This is a genomic window from Streptomyces sp. NPDC034043, from assembly GCF_055575675.1.
The window spans coordinates 24,943-47,322 of the sequence record NZ_JBVISF010000008.1; the positions used below are offsets into that span (position 1 = coordinate 24,943).

Consider the following 22,380-nt stretch of genomic DNA (forward strand, 5'->3'; position numbering starts at 1 on the left):
CGGGCATGAAGTCATACATCGTGGGCGTCGGCATGACGAAGTTCGAGAAGCCGGAGTCACGGGACTGGCAGTACTGGGACATGGCCGAGGAGGCCGGCGGCGCGGCGCTCGCGGACGCCGGCGTGGACTACGGGCTGGTCGAGCAGGTGCCGGCCGGCTACTGCTTCCAGCCCTCCACCGCCGGGCAGCGGGCGGTGTACGGGCTGGGCCTGACGGGCGTCCCCGTCTACAACGTCAGCAACAACTGCGCGACGGGCTCCACCGCCCTGATGATGGCGCGGCAGTTCGTCCAGGGCGGCCTGGCCGACTGCGTGCTCGCCGTCGGTTTCGAGAAGATGAAGCGCGGTGCGCTGGGCGGCGGCGCCGACGGCGGTGACTTCGCCGCCTCGCCGGTGGCCCGGCACTACGGGATCATGGCGGCCGCGCACGGCTTCGAGATGTCCCCGCCCACCGCGCAGATCTTCGGGAACGCCGCCCGCGAGCACATGGAGCGGTACGGCACCACGCCCGCCCAGCTGGCGGCGGTCGGCGCCAAGAACCACCGGCACTCCGCGAACAACCCGAACGCGCAGTTCCAGGACGTGTACACGGTCGAGGAGGTCCTCGTGGCCAAGACCGTCCACGCCCCGCTGACCAAGCTCCAGTGCTCGCCCACCTCCGACGGGGCCGCGGCCGCCCTCGTCGTCTCGGAGCGGTTCGTCGTCGCGCACGGACTGCACCACAAGGCCGTCGAGATCGTCGCCCAGGCGATGACCACGGACACCGCCGAGAGCTTCGGCGGCTCCTGCATCGACGTCGTCGGCAAGCCCATGACGGCCGCCGCGGCCCGCCGGGTGTACGAGGCCTCCGGGCTCGGCATCGAGGACGTCGACGTCGTCGAACTGCACGACTGCTTCTCGGTCAACGAACTGCTGACGTACGAGGCGCTCGGCATGTGCGCCGACGGCGCCTCCGGCGAGCTCGTCGAGAGCGGTGCCACCACCTACGGCGGGCGGTGGGTGGTCAACCCCTCGGGCGGCCTGATCTCCAAGGGCCACCCGCTCGGGGCGACGGGGCTCGCGCAGGCCGCGGAACTGGTGTGGCAGCTGCGCGGCGAGGCGGGCGCCCGCCAGGTCCCCGGCGCCCGGGTCGGGCTGGCGCACAACATCGGGCTGGGCGGCGCGGCGGTGGTGACCCTGCTGCGCCGGTGAACTCCCCGCGGCGGCGGAGCCGTGCCGGAGTGCCGTGCCGGAGTGCCCCGCCTGACGCCTACGCGGGCACGAGCCGCGGCATCAGGCGCAGCGCGTTCTCCCGGTTGATCGCGCGGCGCAGCGCGGGCGTCAGGGCCGGGTCCGCGGCCAGCGCGGGTACGGCGATGTCCGCGACCACGCCGGCGGGGCAGGCGGGCCAGTCGCTGCCGAAGAGGATCCGGGCCGGGTCCACGGTGGCCAGCAGGGTGCCGGCCGGGGACATCGGGCCGGCGGTGTCGTAGTAGAAGCGGTGCAGGTGGTCCCGGACCGCCGCGGGCTCCACCGGAGGGTCGAAGGAGCCCGCGAAGGCCTCCAGCCGGGTCGCGATGTGCGGGAGGAAGCCGCCGCCGTGCGGCAGGACCACCGACAGGTTCGGGAAGCGGTCGAGGGTCCGGTTGCGGATCATGTTGGCGGCGGCGCGGGTGGTGTCGAGGAGGAAGTCGCACAGGAAGTTCGGCAGCCCCGGCACGGTGGCCCCGGGCGGTCCCCCGGCCCCCGGCCGGCCACCCGCGCCGGGTCCGCCCGCGCCGGGTCCGCCCGCGCCGGGTCCGCCCGCGCCGGGCGGCGGGCCCGCCGGGACGGCCGGGAGGTTGTGCGGGTGGGTGTCCACCACGGCGGCGCGCTCGTCCAGCTCGGCGAAGATCCCGTCGTACGCGGGGTCCCCCAGGTACACCCCGCCGTAGTTGGCCGTGACGTTCACCCCCACCGCGCCCAGCTCGTCGAGCCCGTGGCGCAGCGCCCAGGAGGAGACCTCCAGGTCGTCCAGGAAGAGCGGGGTGTGGAAGAAGAACCGTCCCGGATGCGCCTCGGCGGCCTCCACCGCCGCCCGCAGCGTCACGGTGACGGCCTCCCGCAGCTGCGCGGAGCTCTCGTACCGGGCGGGCAGCATCGGCTTGAGCACGGCGGTGGCGATCCCGGCCCGGTCCATGAGCGCCAGCGCGGACTCCGCGTCCCAGCGGGCCCACGGCGGCAGCGCCCGCGGATCCACCAGCCCCCGCGCCTCACCCCACTCCCGCCAGGCCGGGGCGCAGAAGTGGTGGTGGACGTCGATCACCGCCCGGCTGCCGTCGTCGTCCTCCGGGGCCGCGGTGGCGGGCCCTGCTGCTCCACTGGCGGCGAAACCGCCGGCGCCGTATTCCGGCATGGGCGCATTCCCTCTCTTCGGGCCGCGGAACGGGATCGCGGAACGGGGTCGCGGAACCTGATCAGCGAACACCTTAGGGCGGGCCCGGACCGCCGCCGCCCGGACATTCCCGAGGGGGTGCATTCGGCTCCGAACGGGTCAACGCGGTTTGGCCGTCATTCGGCCCAGGGAAAGGAGCCGACTGTCCATTCCGGGATACCCGAGAGGTATGAGCGCGTGACGACTGAACCGACGGTGGCAGTGGGGGACGGACCCGCGCTCGAAGACGCGGTGGCGGCGGTGACGAAGGGCACGCCGGAATACCGGCAGTGCCCCTATCCGGTCTACCGGTCGCTGCGGGAGAAGGCCCCGATCGCCCGGCTGACCCCCGGGCACGGGGTGCCCACGTACCTCATCACCCGGTACGAGGACGCCCACGCGATCTTCGCCGACCATCGCGTCGGCAAGGACATGCACGAGGCCATCGACACCTACCACGCCCTCTTCGGGGACGCGTGCGAGGCGCTCGACGACAACCTCCTCTTCGCGGACCCGCCCCGGCACACCCGGCTGCGCCACATCGCCAAGACGGCCTTCACCCCGCGCCACGTCAAGGACCTGCGCCCGCACATCCAGGAACTGGTGGACGGGCTGCTCGACCGGTGCCCGACGGACGAGCCCGTCGACCTGATGGCGGCCTTCGCGCTGCCGCTGCCCGTCATGGTCATCTGCGAGCTGCTCGGCATCGTCGGGGACGAGCGCGTCGAGGTCCTGCGGTGGTTCGCCCAGGTGACCCGCTCCCGGTTCAGCAGGGACCTGAAACACGAACTGGTCGAGGCCGAGCACTGGCTGCGCGATTACTTCACGGACCTGATCCACCGCACCCGCGAGAACCCCACCGACGACTTCCTGAGCGTGCTGGCGGAAACCCCGCACGACGAGGAACCGCTGACGGACGACGAACTCGTCTCGATGATCTGGGTGCTGCTCTTCGCGGGCCACAAGACCACCACCCTCCAGATCGGCAACTGCGTCTACAGCCTGCTGACCAATCCGGAACAGCTGAAGGCCGTCCAGGAGAACCGGGAACTCCTGCCGCAGGCGATCGAGGAAATGGTCCGTTTCGAGGGCTCGGTGGAAACCTCCACCTTCCGGTACGCGCTGGAGGACGTGGAAATCGGCGGGACGGTCATTCCGCGGGGCGCCGTCATCCAGATCGCGATCGCCTCCGCGAACCGGGACCCGGAGAAGTTCCCCGAGCCCGACAGGCTCGACTTCACGCGCGAGGGGCTGCAGGGCAACCACCTCGGCTTCGGTTTCGGGGCGCACTACTGCCTGGGCGCGCCGCTGGCCCGTCTGGAGCTGGAGATCTGCCTGACGTCGCTGCTGGACCGCTTCCCCGACATGGTGCTGGCGATGCCGTCGGCGCACGGTGGCGACTGGCTGAAGGGGCCGTTCCCCGCTTTCCGGGGGCTGGAGCGGCTGCCCGTGGCGCTGGACCCCTCACGGACGGTCGACGACTGGACGAAGCCCGCGGGCTGAGCCCCGCCCCGGCGCGGCCGGAGGCCCTCCGCCGTCACCGGCGGAGGGCCTCCGCGCGTCCGCGGCGGCCGGCCGCCGGCCGGTCAGCCGGTCAGCCGGTCTGTCGTTCTACGGGCCCGCCAGCGCCGGGTCCACCACCGTCTCGCCCGTGGAGGCGCGGCGCAGGCAGTCCGCCAGGTCCTCGACGGGGCCGTCCCGCAGGACCAGTCCCGCCGCGCCCGCCGTCAGGGCCGCCTCCAGCAGGCCGGGGCGGGCCGAGCCGGCGGTCAGCAGGACCCGGCACTCGGGATCGTCGGCGAGCAGCGCCGTCACCGCGGCGACCTCCTCCACCAGCGCCACCTGCGGCCGGGCGGTGGGGGAGTCCACCACCTCGATGTCCGGCTGGAGGCCGAGCAGCAGCGCGAGGGCCGGGTCCGGCGGCTCCAGCAGGACGCGCAGCGAGCGCGCGGGCCGGTGCGTCAGGGGCATTTCGTCCACCGCCGAAGCGTAACGGCCGGCCCCGGCGCCGAGGCGCAACACGCTTTGCATCAGGCTGATCTGACGTGAAGTCAGCAGTCTTCCCAAGTGCCGGGGCGTGCGTTATACATGCCTTCGGCCCGGTGCTAGAACGCGTTCTAGAACGCGTCCCGGCATGCGGCCCCGCACACGACCTCGGTGCGGCCGACGGTGCGGACGGCCGTGCCGGGGTCTTCCAAGGAACCGAAGGAGCAGCATCCTCATGCCGATCGATGCCGCCAGGGCCCTCGCCGCCGAACCCCGCCGGGGGGACATCGGCTGGGACCACAAGGACATCCAGCTCTACCACCTCGGCCTCGGAGCGGGAACGCCGCTGCACGGCCAGAACCTGGCCACCGACCCCGACGAGCTGCGCTACACCCTGGAGTCCAGGCTCCACGTCCTGCCCAGCTTCGCGACCGTCGCCGGAGCCGGCATGGCCATGCTCGGCGGTCTCGCCGCCCCCGGCATCGAGGTCAACCTCGCCGACGTCCTGCACGGCGGCCAGTCCATCGAGCTGCACCGGCCCATCCCCGTCAAAGGCAGCGCCACCTCCTCCGCCAGGGTCGCCGCCCTCTACGACAAGGGGAAGGCGGCCGTGATCGTGCTGCGCACCGAGGTCGCGGACGCCGACGGGCCGCTGTGGACCAGCGACGCGCAGATCTTCGTACGCGGCGAGGGCGGCTTCGGCGGCGAACGCGGCCCGTCCGTCAGGGAGGAACTGCCCGCACGCGGCCCCGACCGCACCGAGGAGCGGGCCATCCGCGAGGAACAGGCGCTGCTCTACCGGCTCTCCGGGGACTGGAACCCCCTGCACGCCGACCCCGAGTTCGCCAAGCTGGCCGGCTTCGACAAGCCGATCCTGCACGGCCTGTGCTCGTACGGGATGACCCTCAAGGCCGTCGTCGACACCGCGCTCGGCGGGGACGTGTCCCGGGTCCGCGCCTACCGCACGCGCTTCGCCGGGATCGTCTTCCCGGGGGAGACGCTGCGCATCCGGATGTGGCAGGAGGAAGGCCGCGTACTGGTCTCGGTGACCGCCGTCGAACGGGACGACGCGCCGGTCCTCGCCGACACCGTCGTCGAACACTCGTAGCATCCACGGAAGGAGCCGCACCGTGCGCGCAGCACTGCAGAGCGAGACAGGCCAGGACAAGCTCGAGGTCGTCGACGACATGGACGCCGTCGGCTTCGGCCCCGGCAAGGTCCGGATCCGCGTCAAGGCCACCGGCCTGTGCCACTCCGACCTCTCGGCGATGAGCGGCGTACTGCCGCAGCCCGCCCCCTTCATCCCCGGCCACGAGGGCTCCGGCGTGATCACGGACGTCGGCGACGGGGTCACCGGCCACGCGATCGGCGACCGCGTCCTCGTCTGCTGGCTGCCGCCGTGCGGCCACTGCCCCGCCTGCGGGCGCGGTCAGGGGCACCTGTGCCTGGAGGCCTTCGGGAACGTCGCCACCCCCAACTTCAAGCGGGCGGCCAGTGACGTCTTCGGCTTCGCCGGGACCGGCACCTTCGCCGAGGAGATGGTCGTCCCGGCCGCCTGCGCCGTCCCGATCCCCGACGACCTGCCCTTCGACATCGCCGCGCTGATCGGCTGCGGCGTCACCACCGGACTCGGCGCGGCCATCAACACCGCCCGGGTGGAGGCCGGTTCCTCGGTCGCCGTCATCGGCTGCGGCGGCGTCGGGATATCCGTCGTCCAGGGCGCCAAGGTCCAGGGCGCGGCGCAGATCCTCGCCGTCGACCCGGTCGCCTCCCGGCGCGAGGCGGCGCTGGGGTTCGGCGCGACCGAGGCCGTCTCCCCGGAGGAGTTCGCCGACGCCAGGAACCGGATCACGGCCGGCGAGGGCTTCGACTACGTCTTCGAGGTCGTCGGCAAGTCCGCGACCGCGCGGACGGCGTACGAGATGACGCGGCGCGGCGGCTCGGTCGTCGTGGTCGGCGCGGGCGCCCTCGACGACGACTTCCAGGTCAACATGTTCTCCCTGTTCTTCGACGAGAAGAAGATCCTCCCGTCGATGTACGGGGGCGGCGACGTGCTCCGCTCGTACGAGCGCACCATCGCGCTGTGGCGGGCCGGCCGGATCGACCTGGAGAACCTGATCACCCACCGGGTGACCCTGGCCGAGATCAACGACGCCCTCGACCAGATGCGCACCGGCGTCGCCCTGCGCACCTGCATCGAACTCTGAGACCACTGCCCACGAGCCGGTGCTCGACGACCACTGCTCCACGACCGCTGAGAGGAACGCCACGGATGTCACTCCCACTTGAGGGGCTCTCCGCCATCGTCACCGGCGCGGGCCGCGGGCTCGGCCGGGCCGAGGCGCTCGAACTCGCCCGGCTCGGCGCGAGCGTCGTCGTCAACGACTACGGGCAGAGCGGGCGCGACGGCTCGGGAGAGGCCTCGGCCGCCCCGGCGGAGGAGGTGGCCGGGGAGATCCGCGCGGCGGGCGGGCAGGCGGTCGCGCACCTCGGTGACGTGGCCGACTTCGAGCAGGCCCGGGAGCTGGTCGCCCTGGCGGTCTCCCGCTTCGGCAAGCTCGACGTCCTCGTCAACAACGCGGGAATCCTGCGCGACCGGATGGTCTTCTCGATGACGGAGGACGAGTGGGACTCGGTGATCCGGGTCCACCTCAAAGGCCACTTCAACACCACCCACTTCGCCTCCGCGCACTGGCGCGAACGCTCCAAGGCGGCGGGCGGACCCGTGTACGGGCGGATCGTCAACACCTCCTCGGAGGCCTTCCTCGGAGGCTCGGCCGGCCAGCCCAACTACGCCGCCGCCAAGGGCGGCATCGTCGGCCTGACCACCTCGACCGCCCTGGCCCTGGCCAAGTACGGGGTGACGGCCAACGCCATCTGCCCGCGCGCCCGCACCCGGATGACCGAAGACGTCTTCGCCGGCTTCCAGGTCCCCGAGGACGGCGGGCTCGACGCCCTCGCCCCCGAGCACGTCTCCCCGCTGGTCGGCTACCTGGCCTCACCGGCCTCCGCCAAGGTCAACGGGCAGCTCTTCGTGGTGCACGGCGGGATCGTCGCCGTGATGGAACGCCCCCGGGTCGCCGCGAAGTTCGACACGGCCAAGGAGGCCTTCACCTTCGAGGAGCTCGACGGGCTCCTCACCCCGCACTACGACTCCCGCCCGCCGAACGAGACCTTCGCGGCGACCGAGGTCCTGGGCCTCAAGCACGGCTAGCGCCGTGCCGGCGGCCCGGGGAGGGGACCCCCGGGCCGCCGGACCCGTACTCAGGACAGGAACGCGAGCGCCGCCCGCAGGTCGGCCGGCAGGGTCCAGGGAGGCGTTGGTCACGAGCACCAGCGGGAGCCCGGCCGCCCGCGCCGCGCGCAGTACGGAGACCACCGCCGCGTCGGCCGTGAAGGGGGACCGGGTCATCGCCCCGGCCAGCTCCCGCGCGCCCTCCTCCGGTATCCGGCCGGAGCGGGCGAGGGCGTCGGCGATGGAATCCCGCCACTCGTCCCGGGTGATCCGGCCCAGCAGCAGCGGGCCGTCCAGCTCCGGGGAGAAGGCCACCGCGGTGGTGGTGCCCTCCGGCAGCCCGGCCAGGCGTTCCAGTTCCGCCAGGCGGGTCGGGTCGTAGAAGCGGATGACGTTGTCGAGGTCGCACAGGAGCACGTCGAAGGGCCTGCCGGCAGCGGGGGCCGTGGAGTTCGCCATGCCCCCGCCCCTGTCACGATGCCCGGCGCCGCCCCGTCAGCGCAGCGGCGCCTGCTGGAGCGGTACCGGCCGGGTGGGGGGCGGCGGGGGCGGGTCCACGCGGACGGGCGGCGGCGGGGCGGGCGGCTGGCTCAGGCTGACGACCCCGCAGGGCACGGCGGGGGTGGAGTACGGCAGGCACAGCCGCCCCTGCGGGGTCCACAGCCCGCTCCCGAGCCAGCCCTCCGGGGCGCCCAGCCGGAAGACGTACCGGTCGGCGGGCCGCCACAGCGCGAGACCGCCTCCGCCCGTCCGGAGCGCCACCCCGCAGGTCTCCGGCATCAGGACCTGACCCGGCTGCACCGCGAAGGGGTGGGCGTCCTCCAGCCGCAGGCACTCCGGGAAGCGGACCGGGCGCTCGCTGCCCAGCACCCCCCAGCCCAGCCGAGGCTCACCCGGGGCGTCCGAGCGGATCAGCAGCAGCCCGCTGTCCGGGGCGGCCAGCAGCAGCCGGTCGTCGCTGTCCTCGGCGATCTGGAGCAGCGGGCTGACCACCCCGCCCCGGCCCAGGTCCACGGCGACGGCCTTGGTGCGGCCGTCCACCTCGCGGTCCAGGGCCAGGAGCCGGCCCGTGCGGTCCAGCCAGACCCCGCCGGAGCAGCGGCCCGGGACCACCGCGGCCCGCCGGGGCCCGCCGGAGGCCCCGGCCACCTGCCAGACGGTGCTCTCCTCGGCCCCCACCGCCAGGGCGTAGGCCCCGCACCCGTCGGGCGACGGCGGCAGCAGGCGGACCCGTACCCCCTCCTCGGCGGCGACCGAGCCCAGCCGGGCCTCCCCGGTGCGCGGGCCCGTCGCGGCGCCGGAGGGGTACAGCAAGGAGAACGCGTGCCGGTCGGCGACGCGGCGGTGGATCAGTACCTGCCCGTCGGCCAGCGCGAGCACCTCGCTGTCCGCCTCCTCCGGCTGCGCCAGGGGCAGCGGTACGGCGTAGGGCTCGGGGCCGCCCAGCGTCCAGCGCTCCGGGTAGCGGGCCTCGCCCTCGCCGGCCAGCCGGGCCGCGTACGCCCCGTCGGCGGCGATCGTGAGGGCGGGGGCCTCCGCGGCCGGGGCCGTGACCCCGGGGGCCGCCGGAACCGGGCCCGGCTCCGGTCCCGTGGCCTCAGGGTCCGGGGACGTGCTGGTCTTCGTGATCTCGGTGGCACAGACAGTCATCCGGGCCGTCACCTCCGCAGAGGAAGCTAGTTTTCGCACTCCCAGCCGAACAGCGCGACCCAGCGCGCTTCACACGTACGGGTGGCCCCCCGCCGATTCGCCGGTGACGGACGAGGCGGTTGTGCTGCCCACCCGGCCAGGGGACCACCGGTCGCCACGGACGGTAGCCTTGGCCCGTGCCCCGTCTCTCTGAAGTCATCGCCGCGCTGGACGCTCTCTGGCCCCCCTCGCGGGCCGAGGAGTGGGACGCCGTCGGAACCGTCTGCGGCGACCCCGATGCCGAGGTCACCCGGGTGCTCTTCGCCGTGGACCCCGTACAGGAGATCGTCGACGAGGCGGTGAAGCTCGGGGCCGACCTGGTCGTCACGCACCACCCCCTCTACCTGCGCGGCACCACCACCGTCGCCGCGGACACCTTCAAGGGCCGCGTGGTGCACACGCTGATCAGGAACGGCATCGCCCTGCACGTGGCCCACACCAACGCCGACACCGCCGCCCCGGGGGTCTCCGACGCCCTCGCCGGAGCCCTCGACCTGCGCGTCACCGGCCCCCTCGTGCCCGACCCCACCGACCCGGCGGGCCGCCGGGGGCTCGGCCGGATCTGCGAGCTGGACCACCCCGAGACCCTGCGCGAGTTCGCCGCCCGCGCCGCCGCCCGGCTGCCGCGCACCGCGCAGGGCATCCGCGCGGCCGGTGACCCGGACGCGCTGATCCGCACCGTCGCCGTCAGCGGCGGCTCCGGCGACAGCCTCTTCGCGCAGGTCCGCGCCGCCGGTGTGGACGCCTTCCTCACCGCCGACCTGCGCCACCACCCGGTGTCCGAGGCGCGCGAGCAGAGCCCGCTCGCCCTCGTCGACGCGGCGCACTGGGCCACCGAGTGGCCCTGGTGCGAGCAGGCCGCCGCCGAGCTCGACGCGATCTCCGAGCGCCACGGCTGGGGTCTGCGGACCCACGTCTCGCGCACGGTCACCGACCCCTGGACGGCGCACGCGCCGTCCGTCACACCCCCTTCTAGTGCCTCTGGAGCCCCCAACTGAACGCCGAGCCCGCCGACCAGATCCGACTTCTCGACGTCCAGGCCCTGGACGTCCGGCTGTCTCAGCTCGCCCACAAGCGCAAGTCGCTGCCCGAGCACGCCGAGGTCGACTCCCTGACCAAGGAACTCAGCCAGCAGCGCGACCTCCTCGTCGCCGCCCAGACGCAGGCCAGTGACGCCGCCCGCGAGCAGACCAAGGCCGAGCAGGACGTCGACCAGGTCCGCCAGCGCGCGGCCCGGGACCAGCAGCGCCTGGATTCCGGCGCGGGCATCTCGGCCAGGGACCTGGCGAACCTGCAGAGCGAGGTCGCCTCGCTCGCCAAGCGGCAGGCCGACCTGGAGGACGTGGTCCTGGAGGTCATGGAGCGGCTGGAGGGCGCGCAGGAGCGGGTCACCGCGATCACCGAGCGGGTTTCCTCGCTGGAGGCCAAGCTGGCGGACGCCACCGCGCGCCGCGACTCCGCCACCGGCGAGCTCGACACCGAGGCCGCGAAGATCGCCAAGGACCGTGAGGTCATCGTCGCCTCCATGCCGTCCGACCTGATGGCGCTGTACGAGAAGATCCGGGTCAAGCAGGGCGGGGTCGGCGCCGCGCGCCTGTACCAGCGCCGTTGCGAGGGCTGCCGGCTGGAGCTCGACATGGCGGAGATCAACGAGATCAAGGCCGCGGCCCGCGACCAGGTCGTCCGGCACGAGAACTGCGGCCGCATCCTGGTCCGTGCGGCGGACTCGGGCATCTGATGCCGCGTTTCGTCGTGGAGGCGGACGGCGGCTCCCGGGGCAACCCGGGTCCCGCCGGCTACGGGGCGGTCGTCCTCGACCCGGTCACGGGGGAGACCCTGGCCGAGCGCGCCGAGTTCATCGGTGTCGCCACGAACAACGTCGCCGAGTACAGGGGTTTGATCGCGGGCCTGAAGGCGGCGCGCGAGCTGGCGCCGGACGCGGTGGTGCGGGTCCGGATGGACTCCAAGCTGGTCGTGGAGCAGATGTCGGGCCGCTGGAAGATCAAGCACCCCGACATGAAGCCGCTCGCGGCGGAGGCGGCGAAGATCCTTCCGCGCGGGCAGGTCACGTACGAGTGGATCCCGCGCGAGAAGAACAAGCACGCCGACCGGCTCGCCAACGAGGCGATGGACGCGGGCAAGCGCGGCAAGCAGTGGGAGCCGTCGGCCTCCACGGCCGACCTCGCCGCCGCCCCGGCTCCGGCCGGGCCCCCGGGCGACGCGGCGAAGGGCGCCGCGGCGGTCCGCGCGGCCCTCGCCTCCGGCGCCGGTACGGGCGCCCGCGCGGCCGCCGTCGCCGGTACGGGCACCCTCGCGCCCGACTCCGACGTACGGGCCGCCCGCAGCGCGGCCGCCTCCGGGGCGGGGACGCTCTTCGGTGATGCCGAGGGCACCGCGGGGGCCGTGACCACGGCCCCGGTCCCGGTCGGCATCCCCGCACCGGGCTCCGGCACGGCCGCGGACGCCACCCCGTCGGCGGCCGGCGCCCCCCGCGCCACCGGCACCGGCTGGGGCGGACCCGACATGGGGACCCCCGCCACCTTCGTGCTGCTGCGTCACGGCGAGACCGCCCTGACCCCGCAGAAGCGCTTCTCCGGCAGCGGCGGCACCGACCCGGAGCTGTCCCCGGCCGGCCGCCGCCAGGCCACCGCCGTCGCCGAGGCGCTGGCCGCGCGGGGCACCGTACAGGCCGTCGTCAGCTCCCCGCTGCGCCGCTGCCGGGAGACCGCGCAGGCCGTGGCCGACCGGCTCGGGCTGCCGGTCGCGGTCGAAGAGGGCCTGCGCGAGACGGACTTCGGCGCCTGGGAGGGCCTGACCTTCGCCGAGGTGCGGGAGCGCTTCCCGGACGACCTCCAGGCGTGGCTGGACTCCCCGAGGGCGGCGCCGACGGGCGGCGGGGAGAGCTTCACCGCCGTCACCCGCCGGGTCTCGGCGGCGCGTGACCGGCTGCTGGCCGCGCACGCGGGCCGCACGGTGCTGCTGGTCACGCACGTGACGCCGGTCAAGACGCTGGTCCGGCTCGCCCTGGGCGCACCGCCGGAGTCCCTGTTCCGGATGGAGCTCTCCGCGGCGTCCCTGTCGGCGGTGGCCTACTACGCCGACGGCAACGCCTCGGTCCGGCTCCTGAACGACACCTCGCACCTGCGCTGATCACCGCGAGCACGCGAAGGCCCCCGCCGCCCGGCGGGGGCCTTCGCGCGTGGCGGCCGCGGTGGTTCCCGAAGGACCCGTCGAGGGTGCTCGTCCGCGTCGGCGCCGCGCGACCGGTCTCGGAAAGGGACTGTCCCGTGACGAGGGCTCCCGCCGACGCGTTTCGGCTGCTTAAGCTGATCGCCGCTCACGTCCCGGGCCGGGTGATCGGCATCAGGCGCCGAGCCCGACGTCGACCACCCAGCGCAGGAGCAGCCATGACCACCCCTCAGCCCGGCCAGCAGCCGCCCCCGCCCTACGGCTACCCGGCCCCGCCGCCGCCCCCGGGGAAGAGCAACACCGGCAAGATCATCGGCTTCGGCTGCGGCGGTCTGGTCCTGCTGTCGCTGCTCCTCTTCGGCTGCGGTGCCGCGGTCCTCGCCGGCTCCAAGGGCGGCGCGCCGGACGTCAGAACCCCGGCCTTCCCGGCCCCCATGACCCCCACGGCCCCCGCGGCCCCCTCCGGCGCCCCGGCGCAGTCCGGGCCGCCGCCGGCCCCGGCGCCCGACACCACCGCCGATGTGGTGGTGACCGCCTCACCGGCCGCCTACAAGGCCGGCATCCTCGCCCAGGGCGGTGACCACACCTCGGTCCAGGTCACCGTCATCAACAACAACGCCGAGGAAGTCGACGTCAACGTCTTCTACTTCGAGGTGACGACCGAGGACGGGACCCGCAAGCAGATCGAACTGGCGGCGGCCGAGGACCAGATCGACACCGTCAAGCTGGCCAAGGGCGAGAAGGCCTCCGGGACGATCACGGTCAAGGGGAAGGTCACCGCGAAGACGGTCCACTTCAAGAACGGCCTGCTCGGGAAGACGTACAGCGCCCCGGTGAAGTGACGGCGGTGCCCGCTCCGGCTGCGCCGCTCCGGCGCGGGCACACCCGGCGTACCGATCTAGATGCGCGAGTTGCGCAGCGACTGCCACGCGGCGCCGGCCAGCGCCCTCGCCGCCCGCGGGACCGACAGGTGCTCGTGCTCGCGGTACAGGGCCCAGTTGTACTGCACGAGCGACAGCTTGTTGGAGGACAGCGACCCGGCCTGGTGGGCCCGGTACACCGCGAGCGGCTCGGTCAGGCCCCGCGCCTCGGCGCCGTCCCGCATGATCGACAGCCAGAGGGCGTAGTCCTGGCGCTTGCGCATCTCCGGCATCAGCCTCGTGCCCAGGACCTTGCGGTCGTACATGGCGGTGAGAGCACCGATGTGGTCCCGGACCAGCATCGCGCGGTAGTCCACGTGCTCCCGGGCACGGACCACCCGCCCGTTCGGGACCCAGTCGGTGCTCTCGCCGGCGTGGTCGGCGTCCATCTTGAAGTAGGAGGTGAACGTCAGGGGCGCATCGCCTTCCGCGGCGAAGGCGAGCTGCTTCTCGGTCTTCTCCGGAAGCCACATGTCGTCGCTGTCGAGAAAGGCGACGTAGTCCCCGCGGGCCCGTTCGATCGCGAGGTTGCGGGCCCGGCCGGCACCGCCCTGTGAGGGTGCCGACTCCGGCAGGACGCGCTCGTCCTGCTCGGCGAACTCGCGGAGCAGGTCCATGGAGCCGTCGGAGGACCGGTCGTCGGTGACCAGCAGCTCCAAGTCGACGTGGGTCTGTGTGAGCACCGATCGGACGGCTGCGCCGAGGGTGGCGGCCGAGTTGTACACGGGCATCACGACAGACACCAGGGGCACAGCGCTTCTCCTTGCCGGACCGGGAACGACGGTCCATTCAAGCACCGCGACGGAGGAGGAGCCTCCGCGGGTCGCCCGCCTCGTGCGGGAAGGGGAACGGCAGACGAGCCGGCCTGTACGCCGGGTTCTGTCACCCGGTGACCTCGCGGTCGCCGGGGAGACGGCCATCCATCTAGGACCGGCGTTGCCGCCGGTCTCGTGCGGTCTACCCGCGAACATCGGGCGGGCAGCCCTCAATCGTTCGCGCAGACCCGTCCGGGGACGGATCCTCTTGACCTTGCTCCAGGTGGGGTTTACCTAGCCGCCTGAGTCACCTCAGGCGCTGGTGGTCTCTTACACCACCGTTTCACCCTTACCGGGGACCGAAGCCCCCGGCGGTCTGTTTTCTGTGGCACTGTCCCGCGGGTCACCCCGGGTGGGCGTTACCCACCACCCTGCCCTGTGGAGCCCGGACGTTCCTCGGCGGGATCCGGGGATCCCGACGCGGCCGCCCGGCCGACTCGTCTGTCGTGCCGACCATGCTACCGGCTGTCCGCGGCGGCTTGACCTTGACGCAGCGGCAGGGTTTCTACTGGCGGCATGCGGATCGGAGAGATCGCCGCGCTGGTCGGGGTCACGACCCGGGCGGTCCGGCACTACCACCACGTCGGGCTGCTCCCGGAGCCGCCGAGACGCCCCAACGGCTATCGGGCCTACACCGTGCGCGACGCCGTACTCCTGGCCCGGGTGCGCCGGCTCACCGAGCTCGGGCTGGGCCTCGGCGAAGTGCGCGGCGTCCTCGCCGACGACGCGGGGCGCGAGCCGGCCGACGTGCTCCGGGAGCTGGACGCCGACCTCGCGCGGCAGGAGGCCGAGCTGGCCGGGCGCCGGCGCCGGCTCGCGGCGCTCCTCGCCGCCGCCCCCGACGAGGGCGAGCCGGTCCCGCCCGCGCTCGCCGCGCTGCTGGCGAAGGCGCCGCCGACGGACTCCCCGGCCGCCGCGAAGGACCGCGAGCACCTGACCCTGCTCGATGCCCCGGGCGCCGGCGGCGAGGAGCTCTACGCCCTGCTCGAGCCGCTGGCCTCGGACCCCGCGGTGCTCCGACTGTACGAGCGGCTGGACGAGCTGGCCGACGCCCCCGCCGACGACCCCCGGATCGGCCCGCTCGCCCGGGCCATGGTCGCCGCCGTCCCCGACGCGGTCTTCGACGCGATCCCGTCCGGCGGGCCCGTCGTCGCCGGGTTCGGGGAGGCGCTGCTCGCCGAGTACGCCCCCGCGCAGGCGGAGGTGGTGCGCCGGGTGATGGCGGCCTTCATCGCGAGGGGGCGGCCATGAGCGCCGTACGCGCGGCCCGGATCGCGGCCGTCGCCGTGATGCCCGGCGAGCTGCTCCTCGTACTCTGCCTCACGGCCGGGGTGCGCCCGCCCGGGTGGGCGACGGCCTCCGCCGAGGGGCTGCTGCTCGGGGCGCTGCTGCTGGAGGCCTGGGTGCTGTGCTCGCTGCGGCGCCGCACCGGCTCCTGGCGGGCGGCCGTACGGGCCGCCGTACCGGAGCCGGTCCTGCGGCTGCTGCTGCACGAGCTGCGGGCCACCGCCTCCCTCGGGCGGTGGATCGCGCGCCGCGAGCACGGGGTGCGGCCGGGCGATCTCACCGCCCGGTACACGGGACCGCAGACGGCCATGATGTACGGGCTGCTCTTCGTGTCGGTCGTCGAGACCGCCGCGCTGGCCGTGCTCATCCCCTGGCCCGCCGTGCACCGGGTGGTGCTGGTGCTCGACGTCTACGGGGTGCTGCTGGTGCTCGCCCTGCACGCCGCCTGCGTCACCCGCCCGCACGTCCTGCGGGCCGACGGGACGCTGTGGATCCGTTACGGGGCCCTGTTCGACCTGACCGTCCCGCCGGACGCGGTGGCCTCGGCCCGGGTGGAGCGGCGCTACCCCGAGGGCCGGCTCGTCACCCTCTCCGACGACGGGGTGCTCGACCTGATCGTGGGCGGCCAGACGACCGTCACCCTGGAGCTGAACCGCCCGCTGGACTTCCGCCGTCCGCTCGGCGCCCGCGGCAGGGCCCGCACGGTCCGTTTCCACGCCGACGACCCCCGCGCGCTGGTGACCGCACTGCGGCGGGCCGCGGCCCCGTGACGTCACCCGTACGTGACGGTTGACGCCCGCTCACGCCCGCTCACGCCCGCTCACGCCCGCTCACGCCCGCGCGAAGAGGATCTTCGCCGCGCCCGGGTCGGCGTGGGTCAGGCGGACCCGGATCCGTTCGCCGAGCGGCAGCCGCCCCTCCTGGGACTCGACGCGGCCCACCACCGCCGGGTTCTCCAGGTGGACCGTCCCGACCTGCGGTTCCTGTTCCCTGACGTCGATGACCGTCGCGTCGAAGGTCTCCCCGACGCGGTCCTTGAGCAGGGCCGCCTCCACCAGGTCCACGCACTCCCGCTCGGCCGAGTTGGCCAGCCGGGTGCCGCCCGCCATCTCCCGCGGCAGCGCCTCCAGCGCCTCGACCGCCCACGCCGGGGGTTCCGCCCCCGCGGCCGCCGCCACGCACAGCTCACCGGCGTAGCGGTCGGCGAGCCGCCGCAGCGGGGCGGTGCAGTGCGCGTACGGGGCGGCTACCGCCGCGTGGAGGGCGGGGTCCGGGGTCCGGCCGCCGGTGAAGACCGTGTAGCCGGCGCCGCGCAGCAGGGTCGTGCACTCCTGGAGGAAGGCGGCGTGCGCGGGCAGGTGCGGGTCGAGGGAGCGGACGAGCACCGCGTACGGGACGTGGTGCGGCCACTCGATCCGCAGGGCCTTCGCGGCCCGGCGCAGCCGCCCGACCGCTCCGTCGGGGGCGGCGGGGAGGGTGCGCAGGATGCCCGTGCCGGAGGCCAGCATCAGTTCGGCGGCCGCCATGCCGGTCATCAGGGAGACCTGGGCGTTCCAGCCGTCTGCCGGGAGGGGGGCCCGGTAGGCCAGGCTGTACGAGCCGTCGTGCGCGATGACCTCCTGCTCGGGCACGCCCAGGGAGATCCCGCCGCGTTCGGCCTCCAGGGCCTCGCGCAGGGTGCCGATGTCCTTCAGCAGGGCCAGGGAGGGGTCGGCGGTGCCGGTGTCGACGGCCTTCTGGACGCCTTCGTAGTCCAGCCTGGCCCGGCTGCGCACCAGGGCCCGGCGCACGTCGGTGGTCTCGACCCGGCCGTCGGAGTCCAGGTCCATCCGCCATACGAGGGCCGGGCGGGTGCGGTCCGGCAGCAGGCTGGCCGCGTCCTCGGAGAGCACGGGCGGGTGCAGGGGCACCTTCGTGTCGGGGAAGTAGAGGGTGGTCACCCTGCGGTGGGCCTCGGCGTCGAGGGCGCCGCCCGGGCCGACGAACGCGGCCACGTCGGCGATGGCGTAGTGCACGCGGTAGCCGCCGGAGGACCGCTTCGCCAGGTGCATGGCCTGGTCGAGGTCCATGGAGGCGGGCGGGTCGACGGTGAAGAAGGGCAGGCCGGTCAGGTCCTCGGACGGCAGCCGGGGGGCGGCGGCCGCCCGCTCGGCCTCGGCGAGCACCTCGGCCGTGAAGGGTCCGGGCACGCCCAGCCGCGTCCGCAGGTCGCCCAGCGCGGCGCGCAGGGCCGCCCCGTCCGTTCCGGCCATGTGCATGTGACGGCGTGGCATGGACCGAGCGTAGGCCGACTCCGCCGGATCCGCGCGGGCCCGCCGGGCCGCCGGCGGACGGGGCGCGGGCGTGGCCGTTCGCCTGTGACCGGGTGGCGGCGGGCCGTCTACCCTGGCTCGGGGGCCGCATCCCCTGCGCCGTGTCGTCATGAAGGAGAACCACCGTGCTCGTGCTGCTGCCGCCCTCCGAGGGAAAGGCCGCCGGCGGCTCCGGCGCACCGCTCGACCCCGCGTCCCTGTCACTGCCGGGCCTGGCCGCCGCGCGGGCGGCCGTACTGGAGGAACTCGTCGAGCTGTGCGCGGCGGACGAACCGAAGGCGCGTGAGGTGCTCGGCCTCAGCGAGGGGCTGCGCGGGGAGGTCGCGAAGAACGCCGCCCTGCGCTCGGCGCCGGCCCGCCCGGCCGGGGAGATCTACACCGGCGTGCTCTACGACGCCCTGGACCTGGCGGGGCTGCCGGCGCCCGCGCGGGAGCTGGCCGAGCGGTCGCTGCTGGTGTTCTCCGGGCTGTGGGGCGCGGTGCGGGTGACCGACCGGATCCCCTCCTACCGCTGCTCGATGGGGGTCAAGCTGCCGGGGCAGGGCGCGCTGGGCGCGTACTGGCGTACGCCGATGGCTGAGGTGATGCCGCAGGCGGCGGGGGACGGGCTGGTGCTGGACCTGCGCTCGTCGGCGTACGCGTCGGCGTGGAAGCCGAAGGGGGAGACGGCGGGCCGGACCGCCACCGTGCGGGTGCTGCACTCGCAGATCGTGGACGGGGTGGAGAAGCGCTCGGTGGTGAGCCACTTCAACAAGGCCACCAAGGGCCGCCTGGTACGCGACCTGCTGCTGGCCGGGGCCGTCCCGGCGTCGCCGGCGGAGCTGGTGACGGCCCTGCGGGATCTGGGCTACGTGGTGGAGGCCGAGGCCCCCGCGAGGGCGGCGAAGGCCTGGTCCCTCGACGTGGTCGTCACCCAGGTCCACTGACCCGCGCGCCGCGGGCGCATCGCGCGCGGGCACCTGCCCGTCGGCGGCGCCCCGCGCGCGGGCGCGAGCCGCCCGCACGGCCGGCCCACCGGCCTGCGGGCGGCGGGGTTTCAGCGTCCCAGCGGCCAGGCCACCGCGGCCGGGGTCTGGTCCGTCGTGCCCGCGTACTGGGCGCAGGCGTCCGTGAGGGTCTCCAGGAGGGTCAGCGGGTCCGGGAGCGGGTGGCGGACGTCGCGCAGCCAGCTCACCGAGTGGTCGCCCGGCAGGGCGGCAGGGGGGAGCAGTACGTAGCTGCCGCGGCAGTGCCAGCGCAGGCCGGGGTGTTCGTCCATGGTCTCGGGGTGGCAGTCCAGTTCGCAGGGCCACCATTCGTCCTCGTCCTCCGGCGTCCCGCGGGTCGCCGTGAAGAAGAGCATCCGGGCCTGTTCGCCGGTGCCGCCCGATTCGGCGACGGGGCCGACCTCGATGCCGGCGGCGAGCAGGCGCTCCAGCGCGCTGCGGCCGGCTTCCAGGGGGACGTCCAGGACGTCGTGCACCATGCCCGTCGCGGTGATGAAGTTGGCCTGGGGCTGGTTGCGGGCCCAGCGCTCGACCTGCGCGCGGTCGGTGGTCGACTGGGTCTGCCAGGCGAAGGAGACGGGGTGCCGTGCGGGCGTGGGACAGCCGATGCGGTCGCACGAACATCGGTACCCCGCGGGATGCGCGGCCGGGGCGAGGGGGAGTCCGGCGGCGGCGACGGCGAGCAGCAGGGCTTCTCGCTCCTTGCCGGGGTCCTCGGGGGCGGGTTTCGAGCGGCGGCGCAGCCACTGGGAAATCCTGCTCTGCTCGCCGCGTTTGACGCGGCCGGTCTCAGACCCCATCTATCCCCTCACCTCACCGTTGCCCCGGCAGACCATTCCATGGTCCCACCATCGGGGGCGCCGGGTGACCGCACCCCCCGAACGGACTCCGCGATCGAGATCCCCGCATAAACAGATAATCCGGCCATATGCTTCTCGGCCGCGCCGCCGTCACCCGCCCGACCGCCGCCCGGCGGTGACGTATCCCACGCCGCCCAGCACCGCGTCCACCAGCGCGTCCGCGAACGCGTGCGTCAGCGGCGCGGTCCGCATCAGCCACCGGTACGTCAGCGGACCCACCAGCATCTCCACGGTCAGCCGTAGATCCAGGTCCGCCGGGAGCTGACCGGCCTCGGCGGCCGCCCGCAGCCGCGCCTCGTACAGCGCCAACTGCGGCTCCAGCAGCTTCTCCGTGAAGCGCGCCCCCAGCTCCGGGTCGGTCGCCCCGGCGGCGGTCAGGGCGCGCGCGGGGGCCTCGTACCGCGGGTCGGCGAACTCGTCGACCGTGGCCCGCAGCACGGCCTTCAGGTCCGCCGCCAGGTCCCCGGTGTCGGGGAAGCCGCTCCAGCCGGCCTCCGCACCGGCGTCCCCGGCCAGCGCCAGCGAGGCGTCCAGCAGGACGGCGGCCTTCGACGGCCACCAGCGGTAGATCGTCTGCTTGCCGACTCCCGCGCGGGCCGCGATGGCCTCGATGGTCAGCTTGTTGTAGCCGACCTCGCCGACCAGCACGAGGGCGGCGTCGAGGATGGCGCGCCGGGAACGGTCGCTGCGCCGGGTGGCGTCGGGAGACTTGGTCACCGGTCCAACGTATCAAGCCGGTCCGAGACGTATCGTCTCCGAGCCGTTGTGGTAAACCACCCGATCAGTTCACTGCGCGGTCACCCCGGAGGAGAGACGATTCTCTCGACACGCACAGCACCGTGAGTCCGTAGTCGTAGTCGTGAGGAGCCTTCTTTGCGCAGAGACGCCACACCCCGGCGCTACCTGATGTGCCCACCCGCGCACTTCAGGGTCACGTACTCCATCAACCCGTGGATGGACCCCACGAAACCGGTGGACCTGCCCCTCGCACAAGCCCAGTGGGAAGACCTGAGGGACCGCTACCTCTCCCTCGGCCACACCGTCGAGACCCTCCTCCCCGATCCCGGCCTGCCCGACATGGTCTTCGCCGCGAACGGGGCCCTCGTCATCGACGGCCGGGTGCTCGGCGCCCGCTTCGCCTACCCGGAACGCGCCGCCGAGGCGGAGATCCACCTCGACTGGTTCCGCGCGAACGGCTTCACGGACGTGCACGAACCCTCGCACGTCAACGAGGGCGAGGGGGACTTCGCCGTCACGGCCGGCTACATCCTGGCCGGCCGGGGCTTCCGCTCCAGCCCGCTCTCGCACGACGAGGCGCAGGAGTTCTTCGGCCGCCCCGTCATCGGGCTCGACCTGGTGGACCCGCGCTACTACCACCTGGACACGGCGCTCTGCGTCCTCGACGGCGACGAGATCATGTACCACCCGCCGGCGTTCTCCCCGGGCAGCCGGGCCGTGCTGCGCAGGCTGTTCCCGGACGCCCTGCTCGTGGAGGACGAGGACGCCGCCGCCTTCGGCCTGAACTCGGTCTCCGACGGACGCCACGTCCTGCTCCCGCAGGGCGCGACCGGACTCCTGGCCCCGCTGCGGGACCGGGGCTTCGAGCCGATCCCGATGGACCTCGGCGAGCTGCTCAAGGGCGGCGGCAGCGTCAAGTGCTGCACCCAGGAGCTGCGCCCCTAGGCCCTGTCGTGGTCGTGGCCCGGGGCGGGGGGCCAGGCGTCGCCCCATTCGGCGTCCCGGGCCGCCTTGTAGAGGGCGCCGTGGCGCTTGGTGACCGTCGCCCGGGACAGCCCCGTCTCCTCGGGACCGCACAGGTCCAGCAGGACCAGCCCCTTCCGGATCTGCGGCTTGCGCGTGATCCGGGAGGGGACCGGCGTCACGGGGAACCGGGTCGCCGCGACGTAGCTGAACTTCTCGTCCTCGTACGGCAGGGACCCGCCCTTGACCTGCCGGTGCAGGGAGGAGCGGCTGACCCGCGCCGAGAAGTGGCACCAGTCCTGCCCGGCCTCGATGGGGCAGGCCCCGTCGTGCGGGCAGGGCGCCGCCACCGTCATCCCGGCCTCGATCAGCTGCTCGCGGGCCTCGCGGATGCGCAGGTACCCCTCGGGCGTGCCCGGCTCGATCAGCACCACCGCCCGGCCCGCGCGGGCCGCCTCCGCGACGACCGCCCGACGGGCCTGCGCGGTCAGTTCGCCGAGTACGTACGACACGGTCACCAGGTCGGCGTCGGGCAGGACGATCCCGCTCCCGATGACGGCCCGGCGCCATTCGGCCGCGCGCAGCACCGCGGAGGACGAGCGGCCCGCCAGCTCCTCGCCGAGCGCCAGCGCCGGCTCCGCCCAGTCCAGCACCGTCGTCTCGCGGGGCCCGTCCCAGGTGGCGTCCACCGCCCAGGTCGCGGCACCCGTGCCGCCGCCCACGTCCACGTGCGAGCCCGGCGTCCACTCCGGCGCGGCTCCGGCCAGCCCGTCCAGGGCGGAGCGCACGGCTTCGAAGGTGGCCGGCATCCGGTACGCCGCGTACGCCGCGACGTCGGAGCGGTCGCGCAGGACGGGGGCGTCGGTGGGGGTGGTACCCCGGTAGCTGGCGATCAGGCGCTCGACGGCGGCCGAGGCCTGCTTCGGCGGGAGCCCGTCGAGCAGCCCGGCGAGGGCGCTGCGGAGGGTGTCGGCGGTGGTGGGGGCGGGTGCGGCGGTCACCAGCGAAG

At 74.2% G+C, this 22,380-nt stretch carries 21 protein-coding genes and 1 other RNA gene; 13 read left to right on the plus strand and 9 right to left on the minus strand.

The genetic code is table 11. The features are described from left to right. The first annotated feature begins 5 nt into the window (after positions 1-5). On the plus strand, positions 6-1,190 hold the full coding sequence (locus tag ACZ51S_RS20245; RefSeq protein WP_468961610.1) for a thiolase C-terminal domain-containing protein: 1,185 nt from the start codon (positions 6-8) through the stop codon (positions 1,188-1,190). Positions 1,191-1,248: 58 nt separating this feature from the next. Here the strand turns inward: ACZ51S_RS20245 and ACZ51S_RS20250 are convergent, their stop codons facing one another. Next, positions 1,249-2,373 carry an amidohydrolase family protein gene (locus tag ACZ51S_RS20250; protein WP_468961612.1) on the minus strand — a complete coding sequence of 375 codons (1,125 nt, stop codon included), beginning with the start codon at positions 2,371-2,373 and terminating at the stop codon, positions 1,249-1,251. A 216-nt stretch (positions 2,374-2,589) separates the two neighbouring features. On the opposite strand from ACZ51S_RS20250, the gene ACZ51S_RS20255 reads away from it, so the two are divergent. Next, entirely contained in the window at positions 2,590-3,894 is a 1,305-nt protein-coding gene (locus tag ACZ51S_RS20255; protein WP_388935990.1) for a cytochrome P450 family protein, read from the plus strand. Between the two features lie 108 nt (positions 3,895-4,002). On the opposite strand, the gene ACZ51S_RS20260 is transcribed toward ACZ51S_RS20255, so the two are convergent. Beyond that, the gene (locus ACZ51S_RS20260) at positions 4,003-4,362 is read right to left on the minus strand and encodes a response regulator (protein WP_388936235.1); all 360 of its coding nucleotides are present in this window, start codon (positions 4,360-4,362) and stop codon (positions 4,003-4,005) included. 250 nt (positions 4,363-4,612) lie between these two features. Here ACZ51S_RS20260 and ACZ51S_RS20265 point away from each other — a divergent pair, with 250 nt between their 5' ends. The 3 genes from ACZ51S_RS20265 to ACZ51S_RS20275 all read left to right on the plus strand — a co-directional run bounded on the left by ACZ51S_RS20265 (position 4,613) and on the right by ACZ51S_RS20275 (position 7,591). After that, on the plus strand, positions 4,613-5,485 hold the full coding sequence (locus tag ACZ51S_RS20265) for a MaoC/PaaZ C-terminal domain-containing protein (RefSeq protein ID WP_468802221.1): 873 nt from the start codon (positions 4,613-4,615) through the stop codon (positions 5,483-5,485). A gap of 22 nt (positions 5,486-5,507) precedes the next feature. Next, entirely contained in the window at positions 5,508-6,584 is a 1,077-nt protein-coding gene (locus ACZ51S_RS20270) for a Zn-dependent alcohol dehydrogenase (protein WP_468802220.1), read from the plus strand. A gap of 65 nt (positions 6,585-6,649) precedes the next feature. Further along, the gene (locus ACZ51S_RS20275; protein WP_468477639.1) at positions 6,650-7,591 is read left to right on the plus strand and encodes a 3-oxoacyl-ACP reductase; all 942 of its coding nucleotides are present in this window, start codon (positions 6,650-6,652) and stop codon (positions 7,589-7,591) included. A 516-nt stretch (positions 7,592-8,107) separates the two neighbouring features. On the opposite strand, the gene ACZ51S_RS20280 is transcribed toward ACZ51S_RS20275, so the two are convergent. Further along, on the minus strand, positions 8,108-9,262 hold the full coding sequence (locus tag ACZ51S_RS20280; protein ID WP_468477638.1) for a hypothetical protein: 1,155 nt from the start codon (positions 9,260-9,262) through the stop codon (positions 8,108-8,110). A 176-nt stretch (positions 9,263-9,438) separates the two neighbouring features. Between ACZ51S_RS20280 and ACZ51S_RS20285 the strand changes: the two genes are divergently transcribed. The 4 genes from ACZ51S_RS20285 (at position 9,439) to ACZ51S_RS20300 (ending at position 13,332) form a co-directional block, all read left to right on the plus strand. Beyond that, positions 9,439-10,299 (plus strand): Nif3-like dinuclear metal center hexameric protein, encoded by an 861-nt coding sequence (locus tag ACZ51S_RS20285; RefSeq protein WP_468477637.1) that lies wholly within the window; start codon positions 9,439-9,441, stop codon positions 10,297-10,299. Further along, entirely contained in the window at positions 10,296-11,039 is a 744-nt protein-coding gene (locus ACZ51S_RS20290) for a zinc ribbon domain-containing protein (protein ID WP_468477665.1), read from the plus strand. Before ACZ51S_RS20285 ends, ACZ51S_RS20290 begins: the two co-directional genes overlap by 4 nt. Then, positions 11,039-12,451, plus strand: coding sequence for a bifunctional RNase H/acid phosphatase (locus ACZ51S_RS20295; RefSeq protein WP_468477636.1), 1,413 nt, complete (start codon positions 11,039-11,041; stop codon positions 12,449-12,451). Before ACZ51S_RS20290 ends, ACZ51S_RS20295 begins: the two co-directional genes overlap by 1 nt. Positions 12,452-12,708: 257 nt before the next feature. Beyond that, a complete protein-coding gene (locus ACZ51S_RS20300) occupies positions 12,709-13,332 on the plus strand; it encodes a DUF4352 domain-containing protein (protein ID WP_468961615.1) in 624 nt (207 codons plus the stop codon). A 56-nt stretch (positions 13,333-13,388) separates the two neighbouring features. Here ACZ51S_RS20300 and ACZ51S_RS20305 read toward each other — a convergent pair whose 3' ends face one another. Both ACZ51S_RS20305 and rnpB read right to left on the minus strand, forming a co-directional pair. Further along, positions 13,389-14,162 (minus strand): glycosyltransferase family 2 protein, encoded by a 774-nt coding sequence (locus tag ACZ51S_RS20305; protein WP_468477634.1) that lies wholly within the window; start codon positions 14,160-14,162, stop codon positions 13,389-13,391. Between the two features lie 100 nt (positions 14,163-14,262). Further along, an RNA gene (rnpB, locus tag ACZ51S_RS20310) (RNase P RNA component class A) lies at positions 14,263-14,665 on the minus strand. 76 nt (positions 14,666-14,741) lie between these two features. Here rnpB and ACZ51S_RS20315 point away from each other — a divergent pair. After that, the gene (locus ACZ51S_RS20315; protein ID WP_468802216.1) at positions 14,742-15,476 is read left to right on the plus strand and encodes a MerR family transcriptional regulator; all 735 of its coding nucleotides are present in this window, start codon (positions 14,742-14,744) and stop codon (positions 15,474-15,476) included. Then, positions 15,473-16,282, plus strand: coding sequence for a hypothetical protein (locus ACZ51S_RS20320; RefSeq protein WP_468961617.1), 810 nt, complete (start codon positions 15,473-15,475; stop codon positions 16,280-16,282). The genes ACZ51S_RS20315 and ACZ51S_RS20320 overlap by 4 nt, the downstream gene beginning before the upstream one ends. Before the next feature lie 60 nt (positions 16,283-16,342). Here the strand turns inward: ACZ51S_RS20320 and ACZ51S_RS20325 are convergent, their stop codons facing one another. Then, on the minus strand, positions 16,343-17,785 hold the full coding sequence (locus ACZ51S_RS20325) for an RNB domain-containing ribonuclease (protein WP_468961619.1): 1,443 nt from the start codon (positions 17,783-17,785) through the stop codon (positions 16,343-16,345). Between the two features lie 164 nt (positions 17,786-17,949). Here ACZ51S_RS20325 and yaaA point away from each other — a divergent pair, with 164 nt between their 5' ends. Next, complete coding sequence (yaaA, locus tag ACZ51S_RS20330) at positions 17,950-18,750, plus strand: peroxide stress protein YaaA (RefSeq protein ID WP_468961621.1); 801 nt, start codon at positions 17,950-17,952, stop codon at positions 18,748-18,750. 110 nt (positions 18,751-18,860) lie between these two features. Here the strand turns inward: yaaA and ACZ51S_RS20335 are convergent, their stop codons facing one another. Together ACZ51S_RS20335 and ACZ51S_RS20340 are read right to left on the minus strand one after the other, a co-directional pair. Next, positions 18,861-19,610, minus strand: coding sequence for a bifunctional DNA primase/polymerase (locus ACZ51S_RS20335; protein WP_388935952.1), 750 nt, complete (start codon positions 19,608-19,610; stop codon positions 18,861-18,863). Positions 19,611-19,760: 150 nt separating this feature from the next. Beyond that, positions 19,761-20,387, minus strand: coding sequence for a TetR/AcrR family transcriptional regulator (locus ACZ51S_RS20340; RefSeq protein ID WP_468802213.1), 627 nt, complete (start codon positions 20,385-20,387; stop codon positions 19,761-19,763). A gap of 156 nt (positions 20,388-20,543) precedes the next feature. Between ACZ51S_RS20340 and ddaH the strand changes: the two genes are divergently transcribed. After that, positions 20,544-21,353, plus strand: coding sequence for a dimethylargininase (ddaH, locus tag ACZ51S_RS20345; protein ID WP_468802212.1), 810 nt, complete (start codon positions 20,544-20,546; stop codon positions 21,351-21,353). On the opposite strand, the gene ACZ51S_RS20350 is transcribed toward ddaH, so the two are convergent. Further along, on the minus strand, positions 21,350-22,372 hold the full coding sequence (locus ACZ51S_RS20350; RefSeq protein WP_468477627.1) for a small ribosomal subunit Rsm22 family protein: 1,023 nt from the start codon (positions 22,370-22,372) through the stop codon (positions 21,350-21,352). The two genes, ddaH and ACZ51S_RS20350, sit on opposite strands and share 4 nt — an antisense overlap. Positions 22,373-22,380: the final 8 nt, after the last annotated feature.

Bases quoted from the DNA above. Each gene is read 5' to 3' on its own strand.
- ACZ51S_RS20315 (WP_468802216.1), top strand. From the start codon at position 14,742: ATGCGGATCGGAGAGATCGCCGCGCTGGTCGGGGTCACGACCCGGGCG.
- ACZ51S_RS20250 (WP_468961612.1), bottom strand. From the start codon at position 2,373: ATGCCGGAATACGGCGCCGGCGGTTTCGCCGCCAGTGGAGCAGCAGGG.
- ACZ51S_RS20265 (WP_468802221.1), top strand. From the start codon at position 4,613: ATGCCGATCGATGCCGCCAGGGCCCTCGCCGCCGAACCCCGCCGGGGG.
- ACZ51S_RS20280 (WP_468477638.1), bottom strand. From the start codon at position 9,262: ATGACTGTCTGTGCCACCGAGATCACGAAGACCAGCACGTCCCCGGAC.
- ACZ51S_RS20275 (WP_468477639.1), top strand. From the start codon at position 6,650: ATGTCACTCCCACTTGAGGGGCTCTCCGCCATCGTCACCGGCGCGGGC.
- ACZ51S_RS20295 (WP_468477636.1), top strand. From the start codon at position 11,039: ATGCCGCGTTTCGTCGTGGAGGCGGACGGCGGCTCCCGGGGCAACCCG.
- ACZ51S_RS20320 (WP_468961617.1), top strand. From the start codon at position 15,473: ATGAGCGCCGTACGCGCGGCCCGGATCGCGGCCGTCGCCGTGATGCCC.
- ACZ51S_RS20260 (WP_388936235.1), bottom strand. From the start codon at position 4,362: ATGCCCCTGACGCACCGGCCCGCGCGCTCGCTGCGCGTCCTGCTGGAG.
- ACZ51S_RS20325 (WP_468961619.1), bottom strand. From the start codon at position 17,785: ATGCCACGCCGTCACATGCACATGGCCGGAACGGACGGGGCGGCCCTG.
- ACZ51S_RS20300 (WP_468961615.1), top strand. From the start codon at position 12,709: ATGACCACCCCTCAGCCCGGCCAGCAGCCGCCCCCGCCCTACGGCTAC.
- ACZ51S_RS20245 (WP_468961610.1), top strand. From the start codon at position 6: ATGAAGTCATACATCGTGGGCGTCGGCATGACGAAGTTCGAGAAGCCG.
- ACZ51S_RS20335 (WP_388935952.1), bottom strand. From the start codon at position 19,610: ATGGGGTCTGAGACCGGCCGCGTCAAACGCGGCGAGCAGAGCAGGATT.